The organism is Clostridium sp. CM039 (assembly GCF_055081075.1).
In genome coordinates, this window is sequence record NZ_CM143649.1 from 3,036,331 (window position 1) to 3,053,655 (window position 17,325).

Here is a 17,325-nt window from a genome sequence, read left to right on the forward strand (position 1 = left end):
CACCTTTTCGTTTTAACGACATTTCAGAGGGAAAGGTTCTCTATTCTATAAGAGGGGGGTATACACTATAACAAAGAGAAGACTTCAGAAGTAGCATTTATAAATGAATAATAATTCAGTATGATGCTAAAAATAAATTTAAGATTGAAAGGGAGGAAGAAACTATGGCGTTATTAGGAAATCCATTCGTTGCAAATGTACCAAGACAAATGTCAAATGAAGAGCTGGCGCAAGCAATTCGTGTGGACATTGCTGGTGAACTTGAGGCTATCATAGCTTATGAAGCTCATGCAATGTCAACATCTCATGAAATAGTTAAAAAGGTTTTAAATCACATTTCAGATGAAGAAAGAAGGCACGTTGGGGAGCTTCAAGAGGTTTTGTATATGTTATCACCAAAGGATTCTCAATTTATGGAGGATGGTAAACAGAAAATTAAAGATCAGCAGTCTCAAAATTTCCAGCAACCGATGTAGAATTTTTGCCGCCTTTTGGGTGGCATTTTCAATTTTTATTAGAAGGTGAAAGTTCATGTCCACTTGAGCCTGCCTTATAGCTTTTTAAAAATAGAGTGTAAAATGTATTTACTACTTGTGCACTTTCGATCTCTCTATTTAGTTTTAATACTTCGATCGCGGCTTCTATTGTGCATAAATTACCATCGACCGCACCTCGTCTTAAATCATATTTAGACTTAAAACTTGGATTCAATGAAATAATTGGAAGTTTCTCTAGATAGGCACTTCTCCTAACTATTTTTCGTGCTTCCTTCCATGTACCGTCTATGATAATAAATACAGGGATTTTACCAGTCCTTTTATATTCAACTTTTCGGAGCGCAGCCTCACAATTTTCTATAGGGAAAAGTAAGAATGGCTCATATATTTCATTATTTATATTTGCTACTAATTTTTCAGGTATCTTCGTTCTTTCCCAAAGAAAAATTTCTGTTGAATGTGGATTAACTATCTTTAATATTCTTGCAGTATTAGAGGGTCTGTAAAATTCTTTTTCTGTAGATAGAATCCAAATATTTGCATTAGTTTTTATTTTAGGTGCTTTATCACAAAGGCAATTTATAATTGGTAACCCACATGTATTACAACTATCATATAGACTTGTTATTTGTTTTACTTTATAAATCCAATTCATAATGCCTCCTAAATCCTTTTAATATTTCATTTATATTTAGTTCATTATACTACCATAAAATACTATTATCAACGTGGCTAACCCTAAAAATCTATTCAACTACCAGTGGATAATAGGGAGCATAACAGCACTTAAATTCATGATCTAATAAAGTATAACGCTTAAAAAGCCACATAATGGATATTCATTCCACCATGTGGACGGTCTTTGTACGTATGTCGGCTATACCCTCTCTAATGCCGGTTTAATCTTTTAAGTGATTATAACTCAATTATTTTGTCGAAATTATCTATCAATTCCTCGCTTAAACGATGTGTGATGAGAATAATAGTGAAATTAGGATTTTTTAATAACATTGACTCGACTTCAAATGCATTTTTTTTATCTAATGCTGAAGTTCCTTCATCAATAATGATGATTGGTTTATGACGGATCAAAGCTCTGGCTATAGAAAGGCGTTGTTTTTGGCCACCTGAAATGTTATTCCCTTCTTCGCCTAAAAAAGTATTTAAATTTTGATCTAAAGATAAAACAAAATCACTTAGACAGCTTTCTTTTAATGAATTATCTAATTCCTCTTCAGTAAAGTTTTCGCACAATGTTATATTATCTTTTATAGTCCCACTAAATATATATACATTTTGACTAATATATGCAAAATTATCCCTAATACTTTCTTGACTATATTGTTTTATATCAACATTATCAATATATATGTTTCCTTCATAATTATTTAAATGACCTAAAATCAATTTAATCAATGTGGTTTTACCACTTCCGCTTTTCCCAATGATTGCATATTTTTTTCCGTTTTCAAAGATAAGTGAAAGATTTTTAAAAACATCTTCATTTTTATAACCGAAACTTACATTTTTAAGTTCGATGGAGCTAGAAAAAGGTGGGCACATTTCTAAAGTTGTAAATTGATTAGAATCGGTATCAAATTTCTGCAAAACAGGTTTAGAAGACCTTATTGTTGTAACACAATTTAATAAAGTAGCAAATGAACCGAAAAATGAACCAGCTAAATTTGCAGCTGGTAAAATTGAACCTACAGATGTTAATCCCTTAATTGACAAATATCCAGTAATAAAAGTCATTGCAATTTGAGAAATTATATTTGATAAACTAATTAAGGTGTTAACTACTATCTGTGTCTTCTTAAATGTATACTTCATTAATTCTAAAATCTTAGAATTTTCTAAAATACTGGATTTGAATCGTGACAATAAATTATAACTATATAATACCTCATGTCCCATCATAGTTTCCTTTGTAACTTTTACAAATTCTTCTTGTTGATCAGACATAGCTTTTGAATCTTTTTCAACAGTTTTGTTCATAAGCTTTGGGGGAATTATCATTAAAACACATAAAACAATTGCAAGCATTGCGACCCACAAGTGAATATATACTAATCCACATAATGAAAATATAATCATAGATAATTGTGAAATTAATACGAAAAATTGGTTGAATGTTGTACTTTCAATCTGAGTTACATCGTTAGTTAACCAAGAAACATAGCTTCCGGTCTCGTTTTTATAAAATTGCTCATAGTCCATTTGTGTTAATTTATCTGTAATTTGATATCTTAAAGTGAAATTCATTTTTGCAACGGCTTTTGATGTATTTATTTTACTTTCATAATCCATAATGATAGATATAGTCCACATCAAAATCATAAAAATACTTTGTTTTATTAAGGCATGTACATCACCTGCAATAATAACATTCAAGAGATTTGCTAACATTAACGCTGTTAATACCAATAACAACGATGACAATATATTCAAAATACTTGCAATTACCACTATTTTTTTATTTTGCCTAATAAACTTTTTCATATTTCCCCCCCCATAATAATGACGGATAGTGCTAATTCATTATAATACAATATATGCTAAAGGCAATTAAAATATTAAATTAATAAATAATTTTCAAAACATAGTAAATACTAAGAAGTATGTAATGTAAAACGGTATTATCAAAAAAATACTCAAAAAAGTTATAAGATACTTTTGTCTTGACATAGAATATAAAGATATATATACTTTGACTATCAAACTAATTCAAAATCAAAGTAAAGGGAGCGGATAATTATGAAGTTACCTCCTTTAAAAATTGGAGAATTAATAGCAGGTATTCCTATAATTCAAGGCGGTATGGGAGTGGGAGTGTCTCTTTCGAGTCTAGCATCAGCGGTTGCAAATGAAGGCGGGATTGGGATAATATCTACTGCTCAAATTGGATATAATGAAAAAGACTTTGGAACCAATGCAAAGGAAGCAAACATAAGAGCATTAAGAAGTGAAATCAGAAGAGCTAGAGAATTAAGTCCTAAGGGTATTATTGGGATAAATATTATGGTAGCTATGAATAATTATGAAGAACTTACAGCAACTGCTTTAGAAGAAGGAATAGATTTAATAATATCTGGTGCAGGACTTGCACTTAATTTGCCTAAAATGGCTAAGGGGTTTAATACAAAGCTTGCACCAATAGTATCATCAGCAAAGGCAGCTACAGTTATATCAAAAATGTGGGATAAAAAAAACAATTGTGCTGCAGATTTAATTATTGTTGAAGGTTCTGAAGCTGGTGGACATCTTGGTTTCTCTATGGAATCATTACTAGAAAAGAAAACCCAAGACTTAAAGGATATAGTTAAAGAAGTTATTGAGGCAATCAAGCCTTTTGAAGAAAAGTATAATAAAAAAATTCCTGTAGTAGCTGCTGGTGGAATTTATACTGGCGCAGACATTGCAGAAATCATGAAACTTGGAGCAGCAGGGGTACAAATGGCTACTAGATTTGTGGCTACGCAGGAGTGTGATGCTAGTTTAGCTTTTAAAATGGCTTATGTTAATTTAAAAGAAGAAGATATAAAGATAGTAAAAAGTCCTGTAGGTATGCCAGGGAGGGCTATTAACAATAAGTTTATGAAGCTCACTCAGGAAAGTGGTTGCAAAGTGGATAAATGTTATTTATGCATAAAGGACTGTAATCCTCAAAAAACTCCTTATTGTATTACGGAAGCGTTAATACAATCAGTAAAAGGTAATTTAGATAAGGGACTTATTTTCGTTGGAAGTAATGCTTACAAAGTAGATAAAATTATATCGGTTAAAGAACTTATGAGTGAACTAGTAGTAGAGGCAGAACACGATTTTTAATTTTATTACAAATATAAATTAAAAAAGAAAATTTGCATATTTATGGTAAGTATATTGACAAATAATCATTACATCGATATACTTTGATTGTCAAAGTATATGAAAAGTAAAGTACATGAAAATCAAAGTATGGGAAATGGTGATAAATATGAGCAAATCTGTTGGTGTTATAAATGAACTTTTAGTAGAGACCTTTAACGATATATTACAGATAGAACAGAGGGCACTTAAAGAGGGTATACTTAAAGACCTATCTATAACGGAAATACATACTATTGATGCAATAGGGATGTATGAGTACAGAACTATGTCAGAAGCAGCTCAAGATATTAAAATTACTGTAGGTACGCTTACAACGGCTATCGATAAGCTTCTTAAAAAAGGATATGTAAATAGGAAAAGAGGAGAAGAAGATAGAAGATCAGTAATGATTGCGCTTACTAGAAAAGGGAAACTCGCCTATAGAATACATGAAAAATTTCATTCTGATATGGTGCACGCAACTATAGATGGTCTAAATGCAGAAGAAGAAGATGTACTAATAAAATCTCTAGAAAAATTAAATGATTTCTTCAAAAAAAAATATAGATTAGAAAGTTAATGAAAGGATCGATTAAGGAATGAATGAAGTACAAATAATTGGTACAGGAAGTTATGCTCCTCTAAACATAATGACTAATCATCAATTGGCAGAGATTGTAGACACTTCTGATGAATGGATAGTTTCTATGACGGGTATCAAAGAGAGACATATATCACAAGGTGAAAACACTTCAGACTTAGCAACAAAAGCAGCCTTTGAGGCATTAAAGGATGCACAAGTTAAAGCGGAAGATATAGATTTGATAATTCTTGCAAGTACATCGCCTGATCAATTTGTACCGGCCACTGCATGCATAGTTCAAGGGAATATTGGAGCAGTTAATGCTATGGCCTTTGACATATCAGCAGCATGTACGGGGTTTATATTTGCCCTTGATATAGCAATGCAATTTCTTAAAACAGGAGAGCGTAAACGAGCCTTAATAATAGGTGCAGAGGTTCTATCAAAGATTGTTGATTGGACAGATAGAAAAACTTGTATACTCTTTGGTGATGGAGCAGGAGCAGCAGTTCTTGAGGCAGGCAGTAAAAAAGGAATTATTTCTATAAATTCAGCTTCAGAGGGTGAAAAAGGTGGAGTTTTAACTTGTCCTACTGTAGATGTAAAAAACACTTTTATAGAAGGAAATGAAAATTTTAATGCGAAAATAAGTATGGATGGCAAAGAGATTTTTAAATTTGCAGTAAAAACTATTGCAAGCAGTATAAACGAAATCTTAAATCAAAATAATTATACCTTAGAGGATGTTAAATATGTAGTTTGCCATCAAGCAAACTACAGAATAATAGATTTTGTAGTTAGAAAATTGAAGGCTGATAAAGATAAATTCTTTGTGAACTTAGATCGTTATGGGAACACTTCAGCGGCAAGCATAGCTATAGCAATAGATGAGATGAATAAGAAGAATTTATTAAAAGCTGGAGATAAGATTATACTTGTAGGCTTTGGCGGTGGATTAACCTACGGAGCTTCATTAATAGAATGGACAATCAATAAATAAAATATTAGGAGGAATTAGTAATGGTATTTGAAAAAGTTAAAAATGTAATAGTTGAACAATTAGGGATAGACGAAGCAGAGGTTAAAATGGAGGCGAATTTCACAGATGATTTAGGAATAGATTCTCTTGAAATATTTGAAATTGTAATGTCACTCGAAGAGGCCTTTGAAATTGAAATACCGAATGAAGATATAGAAAACATTAAAGATGTAAAGGGAATTGTTAACTATATAGAAGAAAAGTTAAAATAATTGGAATTAATGGGTTAGGTGATTAGAGAACTGAGATACTAATCATATTAAAATTTAGTTTATTTCAGTATGATAAAAGAGTATATATTACATGAAATGTAGTCCACGTAATATATGCTTTTTTTCTATAATTATCTGACTTTAACGGCATTTCAAAAGGGAAATCTCCCACTTTTATAAGTGGGAGTTCCATACTATAACGAAGAAGAAACTTCAGTGGGAGTATAAATCTCCTTCTTGGGTTGTTATATTGCAACTCCGCGGGAGATGATTTAACTATATACTTTTAAGGAACAAAGGAGGGATAAAATGTTTAATTCCGTATTTTTTGAAGATTTAGGTGTGAAATATCCGATAATACAAGGTGGTATGGCTTGGGTTGCAGACAGTAGCTTAGCATCTGCAGTATCTAATGCAGGGGGCTTAGGTATTATAGCAGCGGCTAATGCACCAGTTGATTATATAAGAAATGAAATTAGAAAAGCAAAGAAGTTAACAGATAAACCATTTGGCGTTAATATAATGCTTTTAAGTGATAATGCAGAAGAAATTGCACAGCTTGTATGTGAAGAAGGTATTAAAGTTGTTACTACGGGTGCAGGCAATCCAGGTAAGTATATGGAACTTTGGAAGTCACATGGAATTAAGGTGATACCAGTGGTACCATCAGTGGCACTGGCTAAACGCATGGAGAGGGCAGGCGCAGATGCAGTTATCGCAGAGGGTTGTGAATCTGGAGGACATATCGGTGAACTTACAACTATGGCTCTGGTTCCACAAGTTGTCGATGGAGTTAGTATTCCGGTGATTGCAGCAGGGGGTGTAGGTGATGGGCGTGGTATTGCGGCAGCATTTATGCTTGGAGCCCAGGGAGTTCAAGTAGGAACAAGATTTTTAGTGGCGGATGAATGCACAATACATGAAAAGTACAAAAAGAAGGTATTGGCTGCAAAGGATATAGACTCTGTAGTTACAGGAAGACCTACAGGGCACCCTGTTAGGGCTTTAAAAAATAGGTTATCAAGACAATTTCAAAAGCTTGAAAAGGAAAATGTTCCAGTAGAGGAGCTAGAGGCCCTCGGACGAGGATGTCTACAAAGGGCAGTAAAAGAAGGCGATATTGAGATGGGATCTGTTGTGGCAGGTCAAATCGCAGGTCTTGTAAAGAAAGAACAAAGCTGCAGAGAAATTATAGAAGAAATGTTTGCAGAGGCAGAAGAAGGTATTATAAAATTTAGATAAAAAAGAATATTATTATTTAAGGAGGGAAATATGAGTAAAATTGCTTTTATTTTTCCTGGACAGGGAGCCCAATATATTGGTATGGGTAAGGAATTATTTGAAAATATAGAGGTTTGCAAAAATATATTTAATATAGCAGATAAGGAGCTTAAATTTGAGCTAAGCAAACTTTGTTTTGAGGGCACAGAAGATGAGCTAGATATCACAGAGAATACTCAACCAGCTATTTTAACTACTAGTATAGCAGCCCTTATGGCATTAAAAGAACATGGCATAAAATGTGATGTAACTGCAGGACTTAGTCTTGGAGAGTACTCAGCACTGGTTTGTAGTGGAGCTATGGATTTCAAAGATGCGGTAAAGATTGTTAAAAAGCGTGGACGATTTATGCAGGAAGCAGTGCCTGTAGGGATAGGAACTATGGCAGCTATTTTAGGCCTTGCAGTTAACTTAGTTGAAGAAGCTTGTAGTGAGGCTAGAACCTCTGGGATAGTAGAAATCGCTAATTTAAACTGCCCAGGACAAATAGTAATTGCCGGGGAAATAGCGGCGGTAGAACTTGCCTGCGAAAGAGCTGTGAAAAAAGGCGCAAAACGGGCTATTAATTTACCTGTAAGCGCACCATTTCATACTTCTATGTTAAAACCAGCAGCGGAGAAGTTAGAAATTGAACTTGAAAATATAAACCTTAAAGACATTACTATTCCAGTAATGACAAATGTAAATGGTGATTATGTAAAAGGCAAGGATGATATTAAAGGTAATTTAAAACTTCAAGTTATGAGTTCCGTTTTATGGGAAACAATTATAAGAAATATGATAAAAGACGGTGTCGATACTTTCGTAGAAATAGGTCCAGGTAAGGTCCTGTGTGGATTTATCAAGAAAATAGATAGAAAACTTACAGTAGTTAATGTAGAAGATATGGCATCTTTGGACAAAGCTGTTGCATCTTTAAGTAAGCGATAGAATTGCTTAAACAATAGAATTGATTAAAAAGTGGAATCCTATGAAAGATGTAAAGGAGCATGAATTTATGTTAAAAGGGAAAACAGCAGTAGTTACAGGAGCTAGTCGGGGTATTGGAAGAGCAATAGCCGTAAAGCTAGCAAAGCTTGGAGCAAATGTAGTTGTTAACTATAGAAATAGTGAAGACGCAGTGCGCGAAGTAGTTAAAGAAATAGAAGATTTAGGAGTTAAGGTGTTAGCAATTCAATGTGATATTAGCAGTTATAGTGATGTGGAAAATATGATGAAAAAAAGTGTTGAAGAGTTCGGAAGCTTAGATATTCTAGTTAATAATGCTGGCATAACAAAAGATGGTCTTTTAATGAGAATGAAGGAAGCTGATTTTGACAGTGTTATAGATATTAACCTGAAGGGTGCTTTTAATTGCACAAAACATGTATCAGCCATAATGCTTAAACAGAGAAGTGGAAGAGTAATAAATATATCTTCAGTGTCTGGGCTTACAGGAAATGCAGGCCAAGTGAATTATTCCTCCGCAAAGGCAGGTATAATAGGTATGACTAAGGCTGTGGCTAGAGAATTTGGGGGCCGCGGAGTTACTTGTAATGCAGTAGCCCCAGGATATGTTCAAACAGATATGACACGTGGTTTGACCGAGAAGGTAAAGGATACTATAATGAGCACTATTCCGCTAAGGAGACTTGGAACGCCAGAAGATGTGGCAAATGTAGTAGCATTTCTAGCCTCAGAGGAAGCTTCATACATAACAGGTCAAGTTATAAATGTAGATGGTGGAATGGTAATGTAACTTAGTTGATGATTAAAGGAGGGTTTACTTTATGAAAAATAGAGTTGTTATAACAGGCATGGGAGCAGTTACTCCTATAGGAAATGATGTAAATAGTTTTTGGGATAATATAAAAAAAGGTACTTGTGGCATAGATGTAATTAAGGCTTTCGATATTTCTAAATTTAAATGTAAGCTTGCTGCAGAGGTTAAGGATTTTGACGTAACGGTTGCACTCGACAAAAGAGAAGCTAGAAAAATGGATAAATATTGTCAGTATGCAATGGTTGCAGCAGATGAAGCAATTAAAATTTCAGGATTAGATTTAAAAACTATAGATAGTGAAAGATTAGCAGTAATAGTTGGTTCAGGAATAGGCGGAATTGGTACTATTGAGAACGAGCATGCAAAGCTTATGGAAAAGGGAGCAAGCAGAATTACCCCTTACTTAATACCTATGATAATAGGTAATATGGCGGCCGGGAATATTGCAATAAAATATGGTGCTAAAGGTATGTGCTCGAGCGTTGTTACGGCTTGTGCTACAGGAACTAATGCAATAGGAGATGCTTTTCACATGATTCAAGATGGAAGAGCGGACATAATAATAGCTGGAGGTGCAGAGGCTTCAATAAGCCCGCTAGCTTTAGCAGGGTTTGCACAACTAACAGCTTTAAGCAAAAGTGAAGATCCTTTAAGAGCATCGATTCCTTTTGATAAAGAGAGGGATGGTTTTATTATGGGCGATGGTGCAGGTATAGTTATACTTGAATCTTTAGAGCATGCAGAAAAAAGAAATGCAAAAATATATTCAGAGGTTAAGGGTTATGGATCAACTTGTGATGCCTACCATATAACTTCACCATCTCCAGATGGAGAAGGAGCAGCAAGATCAATGATGATAGCGCTTAAAGACGCAGATGTTAAGGCAGAAGAAATATCTTACATTAATGCACATGGAACAAGTACTCCATATAATGATAAGTTTGAAACTATAGCTATAAAATCTGCTTTTGGGGAATATGCATCTAAAATACCTGTAAGTTCAACAAAGTCCATGACAGGTCATCTCTTAGGAGCATCAGGGGCTATAGAAGCTATAGTATGTGCAAAAGCATTAGAAGAAGGTTTTGTGCCAGCGACTATAGGATATAAAGTGCCAGATGAAGATTGTGATTTAGATTACGTTCCAAACGTAGGAAGAAAACAGCAACTTAAATATGCATTGTCAAATTCATTAGGCTTTGGTGGTCATAATGCTACTATTATATTAAAAAAATGGGACGGTAGATAATTATGGATTATAAAAATATTCAAGAGTTAATAAAAACCGTTAGTGAATCGATTCTTACTTCTTTTGAAATTGAGACAGAAGGTATCAGAATAATGATGGAGAAAAAAGAACAACAGGTGGTAATAGAAAAAACACCTTTAAATGCTGCACCTTTAGAGCGAGTTGCTAAGGAAATCCTTACTAGGGAAGATGTAGCTTCTAAAGAAGTGTATTTAGAAAAACTAGAAAAGGATATAGCTATAACTACAGAAAATGCAGAAAAGGCAATACCCAAGGAAAACCTATTTGTAGTTAAATCACCTATTGTTGGAACTATGTATTCTTCTCCAAGTGCTGAATCAAAGAATTTTGTAAAGGTTGGGACTAAGGTCAAAGTTGGAGACACACTTTGTATTTTAGAAGCTATGAAGCTTATGAATGAAATTGAAAGCGAAGTAGATGGAGAAGTTGTAGAAGTATTGGTTTCAAATGAAGATATGGTAGAGTACGGACAGCCATTGTTCAAAATAATTGAAAACTAGTGGCGAAAAGACAGCTTAAAACTGTCATATGGTGACTGGTGTAATTGCATGAAAGGTGGAATCATTAATATGGAAGATATAAAAGGTACTACTTTAGATATAAAACAAATACAAGAAATTATTCCTCATAGATATCCATTTTTATTTGTGGATAAAGTAGAGGAACTAGAACCAGGCAAAAGAGCTGTTGGGTATAAGAATGTTACTATGAATGAGTATTTCTTTCAGGGGCATTTTCCAGAAGAACCTATACTTCCGGGAGTAATAATTATTGAGGCTTTAGCGCAGGTTGGGGCAGTGGCACTTTTAAGTATGGAGAGCTATAAAGGTAAAATAGCTTACTTTGGTGGTATTAATAAAGCTAAATTTAGAAAGAAAGTTGTTCCGGGAGATGTGTTAAAGCTAGAGGTAGAAATAATCAAAATGAAGGGACCTGTTGGGATAGGTCTAGGCATAGCTACAGTAAATGGAGTTAAAGTGGCACAAGCTGAAATTACATTTGCGGTAGGGAAATAAACATTAAAAACTCTTTTGTTAATAATTTTTAGTGTGGGGAAGGTAATAATATGTTTAAGAAGATATTGATTGCAAATAGAGGCGAGATTGCGGTAAGAATAATCAGGGCGTGTAATGAAATGGGTATTCAAACTGTTGCAGTATATTCTGAGGTAGATAAAGATGCTCTTCATACTCAAATGGCAGATGAGGCTGTATGTATTGGACCTAGTAAATCTAAGGATAGTTATTTAAATATGCAAAATATTTTGAGCGCCACGGTGCTTACGGGCGCAGAGGCAATTCATCCGGGGTATGGGTTCTTATCAGAAAATAGTAAGTTTGCACAGATGTGTGAGGAGTGTAATATAAAATATATAGGCCCAAATTCACAAAATATTGATAATATGGGAAATAAATTAAAGGCAAGAGAAATTATGATAAATGCTGGGATACCAGTAGTCCCTGGTTCGGGCGGAGCGATTGACTCTGAAGCAGATGCTTTAACGGAAGCTGAAAAAATAGGATATCCTGTAATGATAAAGGCCTCAGCAGGAGGCGGGGGACGAGGAATTAGAGTCGTTAGTAAAATAGAAGATCTTATACCTGCGTACAACACTGCAAAAGCTGAGGCGAAAACTGCTTTCGGTGACGATACAATGTATATGGAAAAATTCATAGAAGAGCCAAGACATATAGAGTTTCAAATACTTGCAGATGAGCATGGAAATGTTGTTCATCTTGGCGAGAGAGACTGTTCTATTCAAAGGCGTAATCAGAAGGTAATAGAAGAGGCACCAGGAGTCCGAATGACAGGAGAACTTAGAAAACAGATGGGTGAGGTTGCAGTTAAAGCGGCTAAGTCTATTAATTATAAAAATGCTGGAACTATAGAGTTTTTATTAGATAAACATGAAAAATATTACTTTATGGAGATGAATACACGTATACAGGTAGAGCATCCAATAACAGAAATGATCACTAGAGTAGATTTAGTTAAAGCGCAGATAAGAATTGCTGCAGGCCAAATACTTCCTTATAAACAGGAGGATATAAAAATTGAGGGCCATGCTATTGAATGTAGAATAAATGCAGAAAATCCTTCTAAAAATTTTATGCCTTGTCCTGGCGTTATAAAATCACTACATATTCCAGGAGGATATGGAGTAAGGATTGATAGTGCGGCATATCAAGGATACAAGATTCCACCCACATATGACTCCATGATAGGAAAACTCATTGTCCACGGAAAAGATAGAGATGAAGCAATACGTAAAATGAGAAGAGTATTAGGGGAGTTTATAATAGAGGGTGTGGATACTAATATAGATTTTCAATTTAAAATAATAAATAATAGTAATTTTATAAAAGGAAAATTTGATACTAGTTTTATTAGTAAAGAATTTAACAAGTAGCTAAACACATACTGGAATTTATTGCATAAAAGTTTTATACTATGAGAGTGGTATCTATTTGGTATGATATAAATTATAGTGTAGGTATGTTTTTAGAAAGGGGTAGCTATATGTTTGAGTTTAAACGTATATTTAAAAAAAGTAAATATATTGAGGTTAAAAGTTTAGAAGATGAATATGGTGAGAAAAAACCTAATATCCCTACAGGAATGTGGGTTAAATGCGAAACATGTGGCAAAATCCTTTATAATAAGGATTTAGAGAGTAGCATAATGACATGTGATAATTGTAGAACCCATTTCAGAATTGGGTCTAGAGAAAGAATAAATTATACTATAGATGAAGGGACTTTTATAGAATACGATAAAGATATGATCTCAGATGACCCTATAGATTTTGAGGGATATAAAGATAAACTCCAAAGTTTGCATGATAAAACCTTATTAAAAGAAGCTGTAATAACTGGAGAAGGAAAGATAAATGGACAGGATACGTTAATTGCAGTAATGGATAGCAATTTTATGATGGGAAGCATGGGCTGCGTTGTCGGAGAGAAAATTACAAGGGTCATTGAAAGAGCAACAGAAGCTAAAAAACCAATTATTATATTTACTGCCTCAGGGGGAGCTAGGATGCAGGAAGGCATATTTTCGCTAATGCAAATGGCCAAAACTAGTGCTGCTATTGCAAGGCATAATGAAAAAGGTTGTCTTTATATAACTGTTCTTACAGACCCAACTACAGGTGGAGTTACAGCAAGTTTTGCTATGCTGGGAGATATAATAATCTCTGAACCTAATGCATTAATAGGGTTTGCAGGTAAAAGAGTTATTGAACAAACATTAAAGCAACAATTACCTGATGGTTTTCAAAGGGCTGAATTTCTGCTCCAAAAGGGTTTTATAGATAAAGTAGTGGATAGAAAAGCTATGAAGGATACTTTAACGCAAATATTGAAAATTCATTCATAGCATTAAGAGAAAGACAAAAGTAACGGTAGGGAGTGGAATTTTATGGTAACTTTACCTTTTGAAAAGCACATGTATGAACTTAAAAGTAAAATAGATGAACTAAAGAATTTAGCAATAGATCAAAATATGGATTTAGAAAAAGAAATAAGACAGATGGAAATTAAGCTCTACAATATGAAAAAGGAAGCCTATAAAAACTTAACTGCCTGGGATAAAGTAAGTATTGCGAGGCTTGTGGAACGTCCTACTGCTCTTGATTATATAAATCTGATTTTTGATTCCTTTATGGAGCTACATGGTGATAGGTATTATGGAGATGATTCTGCTATTGTAGGTGGAATAGCAGAGTTTAATGGTATTCCTATAACTGTTATAGCCCAGCAAAAGGGAAATAACACCAAGGAAAACATAAAGAGAAACTTTGGTATGCCAAATCCAGAGGGGTATAGAAAAGTTTTAAGACTTATGAAACAGGCAGAAAAATTTAAAAGGCCTATTATTTGTCTTGTAGATACTCCGGGAGCATATTGTGGACTAGGTGCAGAAGAAAGAGGTCAAGGTGAGGCAATTGCTAGAAATCTTATGGAAATGGCAACATTAAAAACACCAGTAATTTCAATAGTTATAGGAGAAGGCGGAAGTGGTGGAGCTTTAGCTATGGCGGTAGCAGATGAGGTTTGGATGCTAGAACATGCAATTTATTCTATTTTGTCACCAGAAGGTTTTGCTAGCATATTATATAAAGATGCAAGTCTTGCTAAAGAAGCGGCTACTGCAATGAAAATAACAGCTCAGGATTTAATTGATTTTGGAATAATAGATAGAATCATAAAAGAGCCTTTAGGTGGGGCGCACACTAATTTAGATGAGATGGCGGCAAGTATTAAACGTAATTTAGAAGAGTCAATTGTTAGATTAATGCGGGAACCTATAGAATCTTTACTTACTAAGAGATATTATAAATTTAGAAAGATTGGTAAGGTAGTGGAATAATTTTCATTTTAGTGATGTTAAGAAAAGTATATATACTTTTCTTTTTTTTTGTATTGAAGTGTTTATATAAATCATACATAATAGAAGGTGAGAATAATATTTAAGATAATGGCAAAGGGGAATTAAGTTATGAGTAGAACACACAGTGGGACGATTTTAGTGATAGATTCAGGATGCGATCTATCTTTAGATTATATTAAACAAGAAAACATAGTACCGATAGGAATAATATGTAATTTTAAAGGTCAAGCAATAGAGGATGATTTTGGGAAAAATATTATTCGTAAGGACTTTTATGATGCTTTAAGGCAGGGAGAGATGCCTACTACATCACAAATAAATAGCCAAAGATATGTAGAGGTTTTTAGAAAGTATGTGAAGGAAGAAAAATCTATAATATATATTGCTTTGTCTTCTGCATTAACAGGAACTATAAACAGTGCAAATATAGCAATAGAGGCTATACTTGAAGAGTTCCCTGAGGCGGATATAAGTATAGTTGATAGTAAATGCGCAAGCCTTGGACAAGGGCTGTTAGTGCATTATGCTTATGAAATGTTAAAGAAAGGAAATTCAAAAGGAGAGATAGTTACCTGGCTTGAGGAAAATAAACTTAAGATTAACCATTGGTTTACAGTTAATGATTTAAACCATTTAAAAAGAGGTGGACGAATTTCAAGTTCCGCTGCAGCTGTTGGCACCTTGTTAAATATAAAACCAGTTTTGTTTGTGGATAATGAAGGAAGACTTACTCCTTTTTCTAAGTGTAGAGGTAGAAAAAAGGCAATAAACACCTTAGTTGAAAAATTCAAGGAAAGAACAGACCCAAATAAAGAGCAAGTTATTGCTATAAGTCATGGAGATTGTATTGAAGATGCATTAGCTTTAGAGGCTTTAGTTAGAGAAAATGGAAATGTTAAAGATGTTATTTTAAATTATGTGGGTACGGCAATAGGGTCCCATACAGGACCAGAAATATTAGGATTATATTTTATGGGTGATGAAAGATAATGGTTAAGGCGTATTATGATAAATGGAATTGCAATTTATACAATATCATAAATTAAAAATTATTTTATGAAGTAAAAGAAAGACAGGGGAAGATATCTTTCTTTTACTAATATAGAGAAGATCTATTCTGTTTCATTTCCTAATTTCTTAGATTCTTTAGAAACACCTATTTCGTTGGCAGTTTCCATTCTCATTTTATCTAATTCTTTTTTCGTTTTTGGATTAGCCTTTTTATTATCTTTACTATTTTTGTTGTTTTTATGTGACATTGCAAGATCCTCCTTATATTACTTAGAGCACAAATAACTATTAATTGATTTGCTCCTTTATAATAAATATTTCAATATTAGTATAACCAAGTTCATGAAATGTATGTGATATAATTAGTATTATTAAAAAAATTATATAGGAGGAAATAATTATATGAATAAAAAGATAGGATTTATAGGCTGTGGTAATATGGCAAAGGCTATGATAAGTGGAATAGTAAAATCAAATTTAGTTTCTAGCCAACAAGTAATAGCAAGTAATCCATCAGATAAGAGTTTAAATAAGGTAAAAGAACAATATAATATTCTAGTAACTAATGACAACAAGGAAGTTGCTGAATTTTCTGATATATTAATTTTAGCTGTAAAACCCTATAAATACTCTGAGGTTATCGATGAAATAAAACCATATTTAAAGACGACGGTAGTTATAGTAACTATAGCTGCAGGGGTAACTTTAGAATATATGAGCAATGCACTCGGAGGCGCTGCAAAGGTTATAAGAACTATGCCAAATACTCCAGCGTTTGTTGGCGCGGGTATGAGTGCACTTTGTGCTAATAAAAATATAACTAAAGAAGAATTGCAAGACGTAGTAAATATTTTTGAAAGTTTTGGTAAGATAGAGATATTAGAGGAAAAGCTTATTGATGTAGTTCCGGCGGTAAGTGGCTCATCTCCTGCTTATGTTTATATGTTTATTGAAGCTTTAGGTGATGGGGCGGTGCTTCAAGGAATGCCAAGAGAAAAGGCTTATAAAATGGCAGCGCAAGCAGTGCTAGGGGCAGCTAAAATGGTACTTGAAACAGGAGAACACCCAGGAAAACTTAAAGACGATGTATGCTCACCAGGTGGAACTACTATAGCGGCCGTATACACCTTAGAAAAGAATAATTTTAGAGGAACAGTAATTTCAGCTATGGAGAGTTGTACAGAAAAGGCAATTAAAATGGGTGAAAAATAAGATTTTCAAAAAATAGAGGCAGTTACATATGAATCTCAATAGAATGAAACTGTTTGGTGACTAGGTACAGGATTAGGGTATAAAATATGCTCTAATCCTGTACCTTTTTTATTGTGCAACAAAGAATTACCCCTGAAAATATTTGTAATAAAACTACATGAAAAACATATACATTTATTAAGGGTTTGAGCAATTTGCATCCCTAAAGCAC

At 33.7% G+C, this 17,325-nt stretch carries 19 protein-coding genes; 16 read left to right on the forward strand and 3 right to left on the reverse strand.

Annotated features, from left to right (window positions below):
* Positions 1–164 precede the first annotated feature (164 nt).
* Positions 165–476 carry a demethoxyubiquinone hydroxylase family protein gene (locus tag ACWJJ2_RS14095; protein ID WP_220286229.1) on the forward strand — a complete coding sequence of 104 codons (312 nt, stop codon included), beginning with the start codon at positions 165–167 and terminating at the stop codon, positions 474–476.
* A gap of 28 nt (positions 477–504) precedes the next feature.
* On the opposite strand, the gene ACWJJ2_RS14100 is transcribed toward ACWJJ2_RS14095, so the two are convergent.
* Positions 505–1,152 (reverse strand): tRNA-uridine aminocarboxypropyltransferase, encoded by a 648-nt coding sequence (locus ACWJJ2_RS14100; RefSeq protein ID WP_462953409.1) that lies wholly within the window; start codon positions 1,150–1,152, stop codon positions 505–507.
* Between the two features lie 260 nt (positions 1,153–1,412).
* Positions 1,413–2,999: an ABC transporter ATP-binding protein gene (locus ACWJJ2_RS14105; RefSeq protein ID WP_462953410.1), complete on the reverse strand. Its 1,587-nt coding sequence runs from the start codon at positions 2,997–2,999 to the stop codon at positions 1,413–1,415.
* Positions 3,000–3,254: 255 nt separating this feature from the next.
* On the opposite strand from ACWJJ2_RS14105, the gene ACWJJ2_RS14110 reads away from it, so the two are divergent.
* The 14 genes from ACWJJ2_RS14110 (at position 3,255) to ACWJJ2_RS14175 (ending at position 15,881) form a co-directional block, all read left to right on the forward strand.
* Positions 3,255–4,328: an NAD(P)H-dependent flavin oxidoreductase gene (locus ACWJJ2_RS14110; RefSeq protein WP_216302130.1), complete on the forward strand. Its 1,074-nt coding sequence runs from the start codon at positions 3,255–3,257 to the stop codon at positions 4,326–4,328.
* A gap of 148 nt (positions 4,329–4,476) precedes the next feature.
* Complete coding sequence (locus tag ACWJJ2_RS14115) at positions 4,477–4,929, forward strand: MarR family winged helix-turn-helix transcriptional regulator (protein ID WP_165411859.1); 453 nt, start codon at positions 4,477–4,479, stop codon at positions 4,927–4,929.
* Between the two features lie 19 nt (positions 4,930–4,948).
* Complete coding sequence (locus ACWJJ2_RS14120; protein WP_216302129.1) at positions 4,949–5,932, forward strand: beta-ketoacyl-ACP synthase III; 984 nt, start codon at positions 4,949–4,951, stop codon at positions 5,930–5,932.
* A 20-nt stretch (positions 5,933–5,952) separates the two neighbouring features.
* A complete protein-coding gene (gene acpP, locus ACWJJ2_RS14125; RefSeq protein WP_216302128.1) occupies positions 5,953–6,183 on the forward strand; it encodes an acyl carrier protein in 231 nt (76 codons plus the stop codon).
* 309 nt (positions 6,184–6,492) lie between these two features.
* Positions 6,493–7,425, forward strand: a complete 933-nt coding sequence (gene fabK, locus ACWJJ2_RS14130) for an enoyl-[acyl-carrier-protein] reductase FabK (protein ID WP_462953411.1) — start codon at positions 6,493–6,495, stop codon at positions 7,423–7,425.
* Positions 7,426–7,455: 30 nt separating this feature from the next.
* Positions 7,456–8,394: an ACP S-malonyltransferase gene (fabD, locus tag ACWJJ2_RS14135; protein ID WP_216302126.1), complete on the forward strand. Its 939-nt coding sequence runs from the start codon at positions 7,456–7,458 to the stop codon at positions 8,392–8,394.
* A gap of 67 nt (positions 8,395–8,461) precedes the next feature.
* Positions 8,462–9,202, forward strand: coding sequence for a 3-oxoacyl-[acyl-carrier-protein] reductase (fabG, locus tag ACWJJ2_RS14140; RefSeq protein WP_165411858.1), 741 nt, complete (start codon positions 8,462–8,464; stop codon positions 9,200–9,202).
* A 31-nt stretch (positions 9,203–9,233) separates the two neighbouring features.
* Complete coding sequence (gene fabF, locus ACWJJ2_RS14145) at positions 9,234–10,475, forward strand: beta-ketoacyl-ACP synthase II (RefSeq protein ID WP_462953412.1); 1,242 nt, start codon at positions 9,234–9,236, stop codon at positions 10,473–10,475.
* 2 nt (positions 10,476–10,477) lie between these two features.
* Positions 10,478–10,996 carry an acetyl-CoA carboxylase biotin carboxyl carrier protein gene (gene accB / locus ACWJJ2_RS14150; protein ID WP_216302124.1) on the forward strand — a complete coding sequence of 173 codons (519 nt, stop codon included), beginning with the start codon at positions 10,478–10,480 and terminating at the stop codon, positions 10,994–10,996.
* Positions 10,997–11,065: 69 nt separating this feature from the next.
* Complete coding sequence (gene fabZ / locus ACWJJ2_RS14155) at positions 11,066–11,512, forward strand: 3-hydroxyacyl-ACP dehydratase FabZ (RefSeq protein WP_165411779.1); 447 nt, start codon at positions 11,066–11,068, stop codon at positions 11,510–11,512.
* A 50-nt stretch (positions 11,513–11,562) separates the two neighbouring features.
* Positions 11,563–12,906 carry an acetyl-CoA carboxylase biotin carboxylase subunit gene (locus ACWJJ2_RS14160; protein ID WP_216302123.1) on the forward strand — a complete coding sequence of 448 codons (1,344 nt, stop codon included), beginning with the start codon at positions 11,563–11,565 and terminating at the stop codon, positions 12,904–12,906.
* A gap of 110 nt (positions 12,907–13,016) precedes the next feature.
* Complete coding sequence (gene accD, locus ACWJJ2_RS14165) at positions 13,017–13,877, forward strand: acetyl-CoA carboxylase, carboxyltransferase subunit beta (RefSeq protein WP_165411777.1); 861 nt, start codon at positions 13,017–13,019, stop codon at positions 13,875–13,877.
* 42 nt (positions 13,878–13,919) lie between these two features.
* Complete coding sequence (locus ACWJJ2_RS14170) at positions 13,920–14,870, forward strand: acetyl-CoA carboxylase carboxyltransferase subunit alpha (protein ID WP_216302122.1); 951 nt, start codon at positions 13,920–13,922, stop codon at positions 14,868–14,870.
* A gap of 129 nt (positions 14,871–14,999) precedes the next feature.
* Complete coding sequence (locus ACWJJ2_RS14175; RefSeq protein ID WP_216302121.1) at positions 15,000–15,881, forward strand: DegV family protein; 882 nt, start codon at positions 15,000–15,002, stop codon at positions 15,879–15,881.
* A gap of 122 nt (positions 15,882–16,003) precedes the next feature.
* Here the strand turns inward: ACWJJ2_RS14175 and ACWJJ2_RS14180 are convergent, their stop codons facing one another.
* Positions 16,004–16,150, reverse strand: a complete 147-nt coding sequence (locus ACWJJ2_RS14180; RefSeq protein WP_165411774.1) for a small, acid-soluble spore protein, alpha/beta type — start codon at positions 16,148–16,150, stop codon at positions 16,004–16,006.
* Positions 16,151–16,304: 154 nt separating this feature from the next.
* Between ACWJJ2_RS14180 and proC the strand changes: the two genes are divergently transcribed.
* Positions 16,305–17,114, forward strand: coding sequence for a pyrroline-5-carboxylate reductase (gene proC, locus ACWJJ2_RS14185; RefSeq protein ID WP_462953413.1), 810 nt, complete (start codon positions 16,305–16,307; stop codon positions 17,112–17,114).
* The last annotated feature ends 211 nt before the right edge of the window (positions 17,115–17,325 follow it).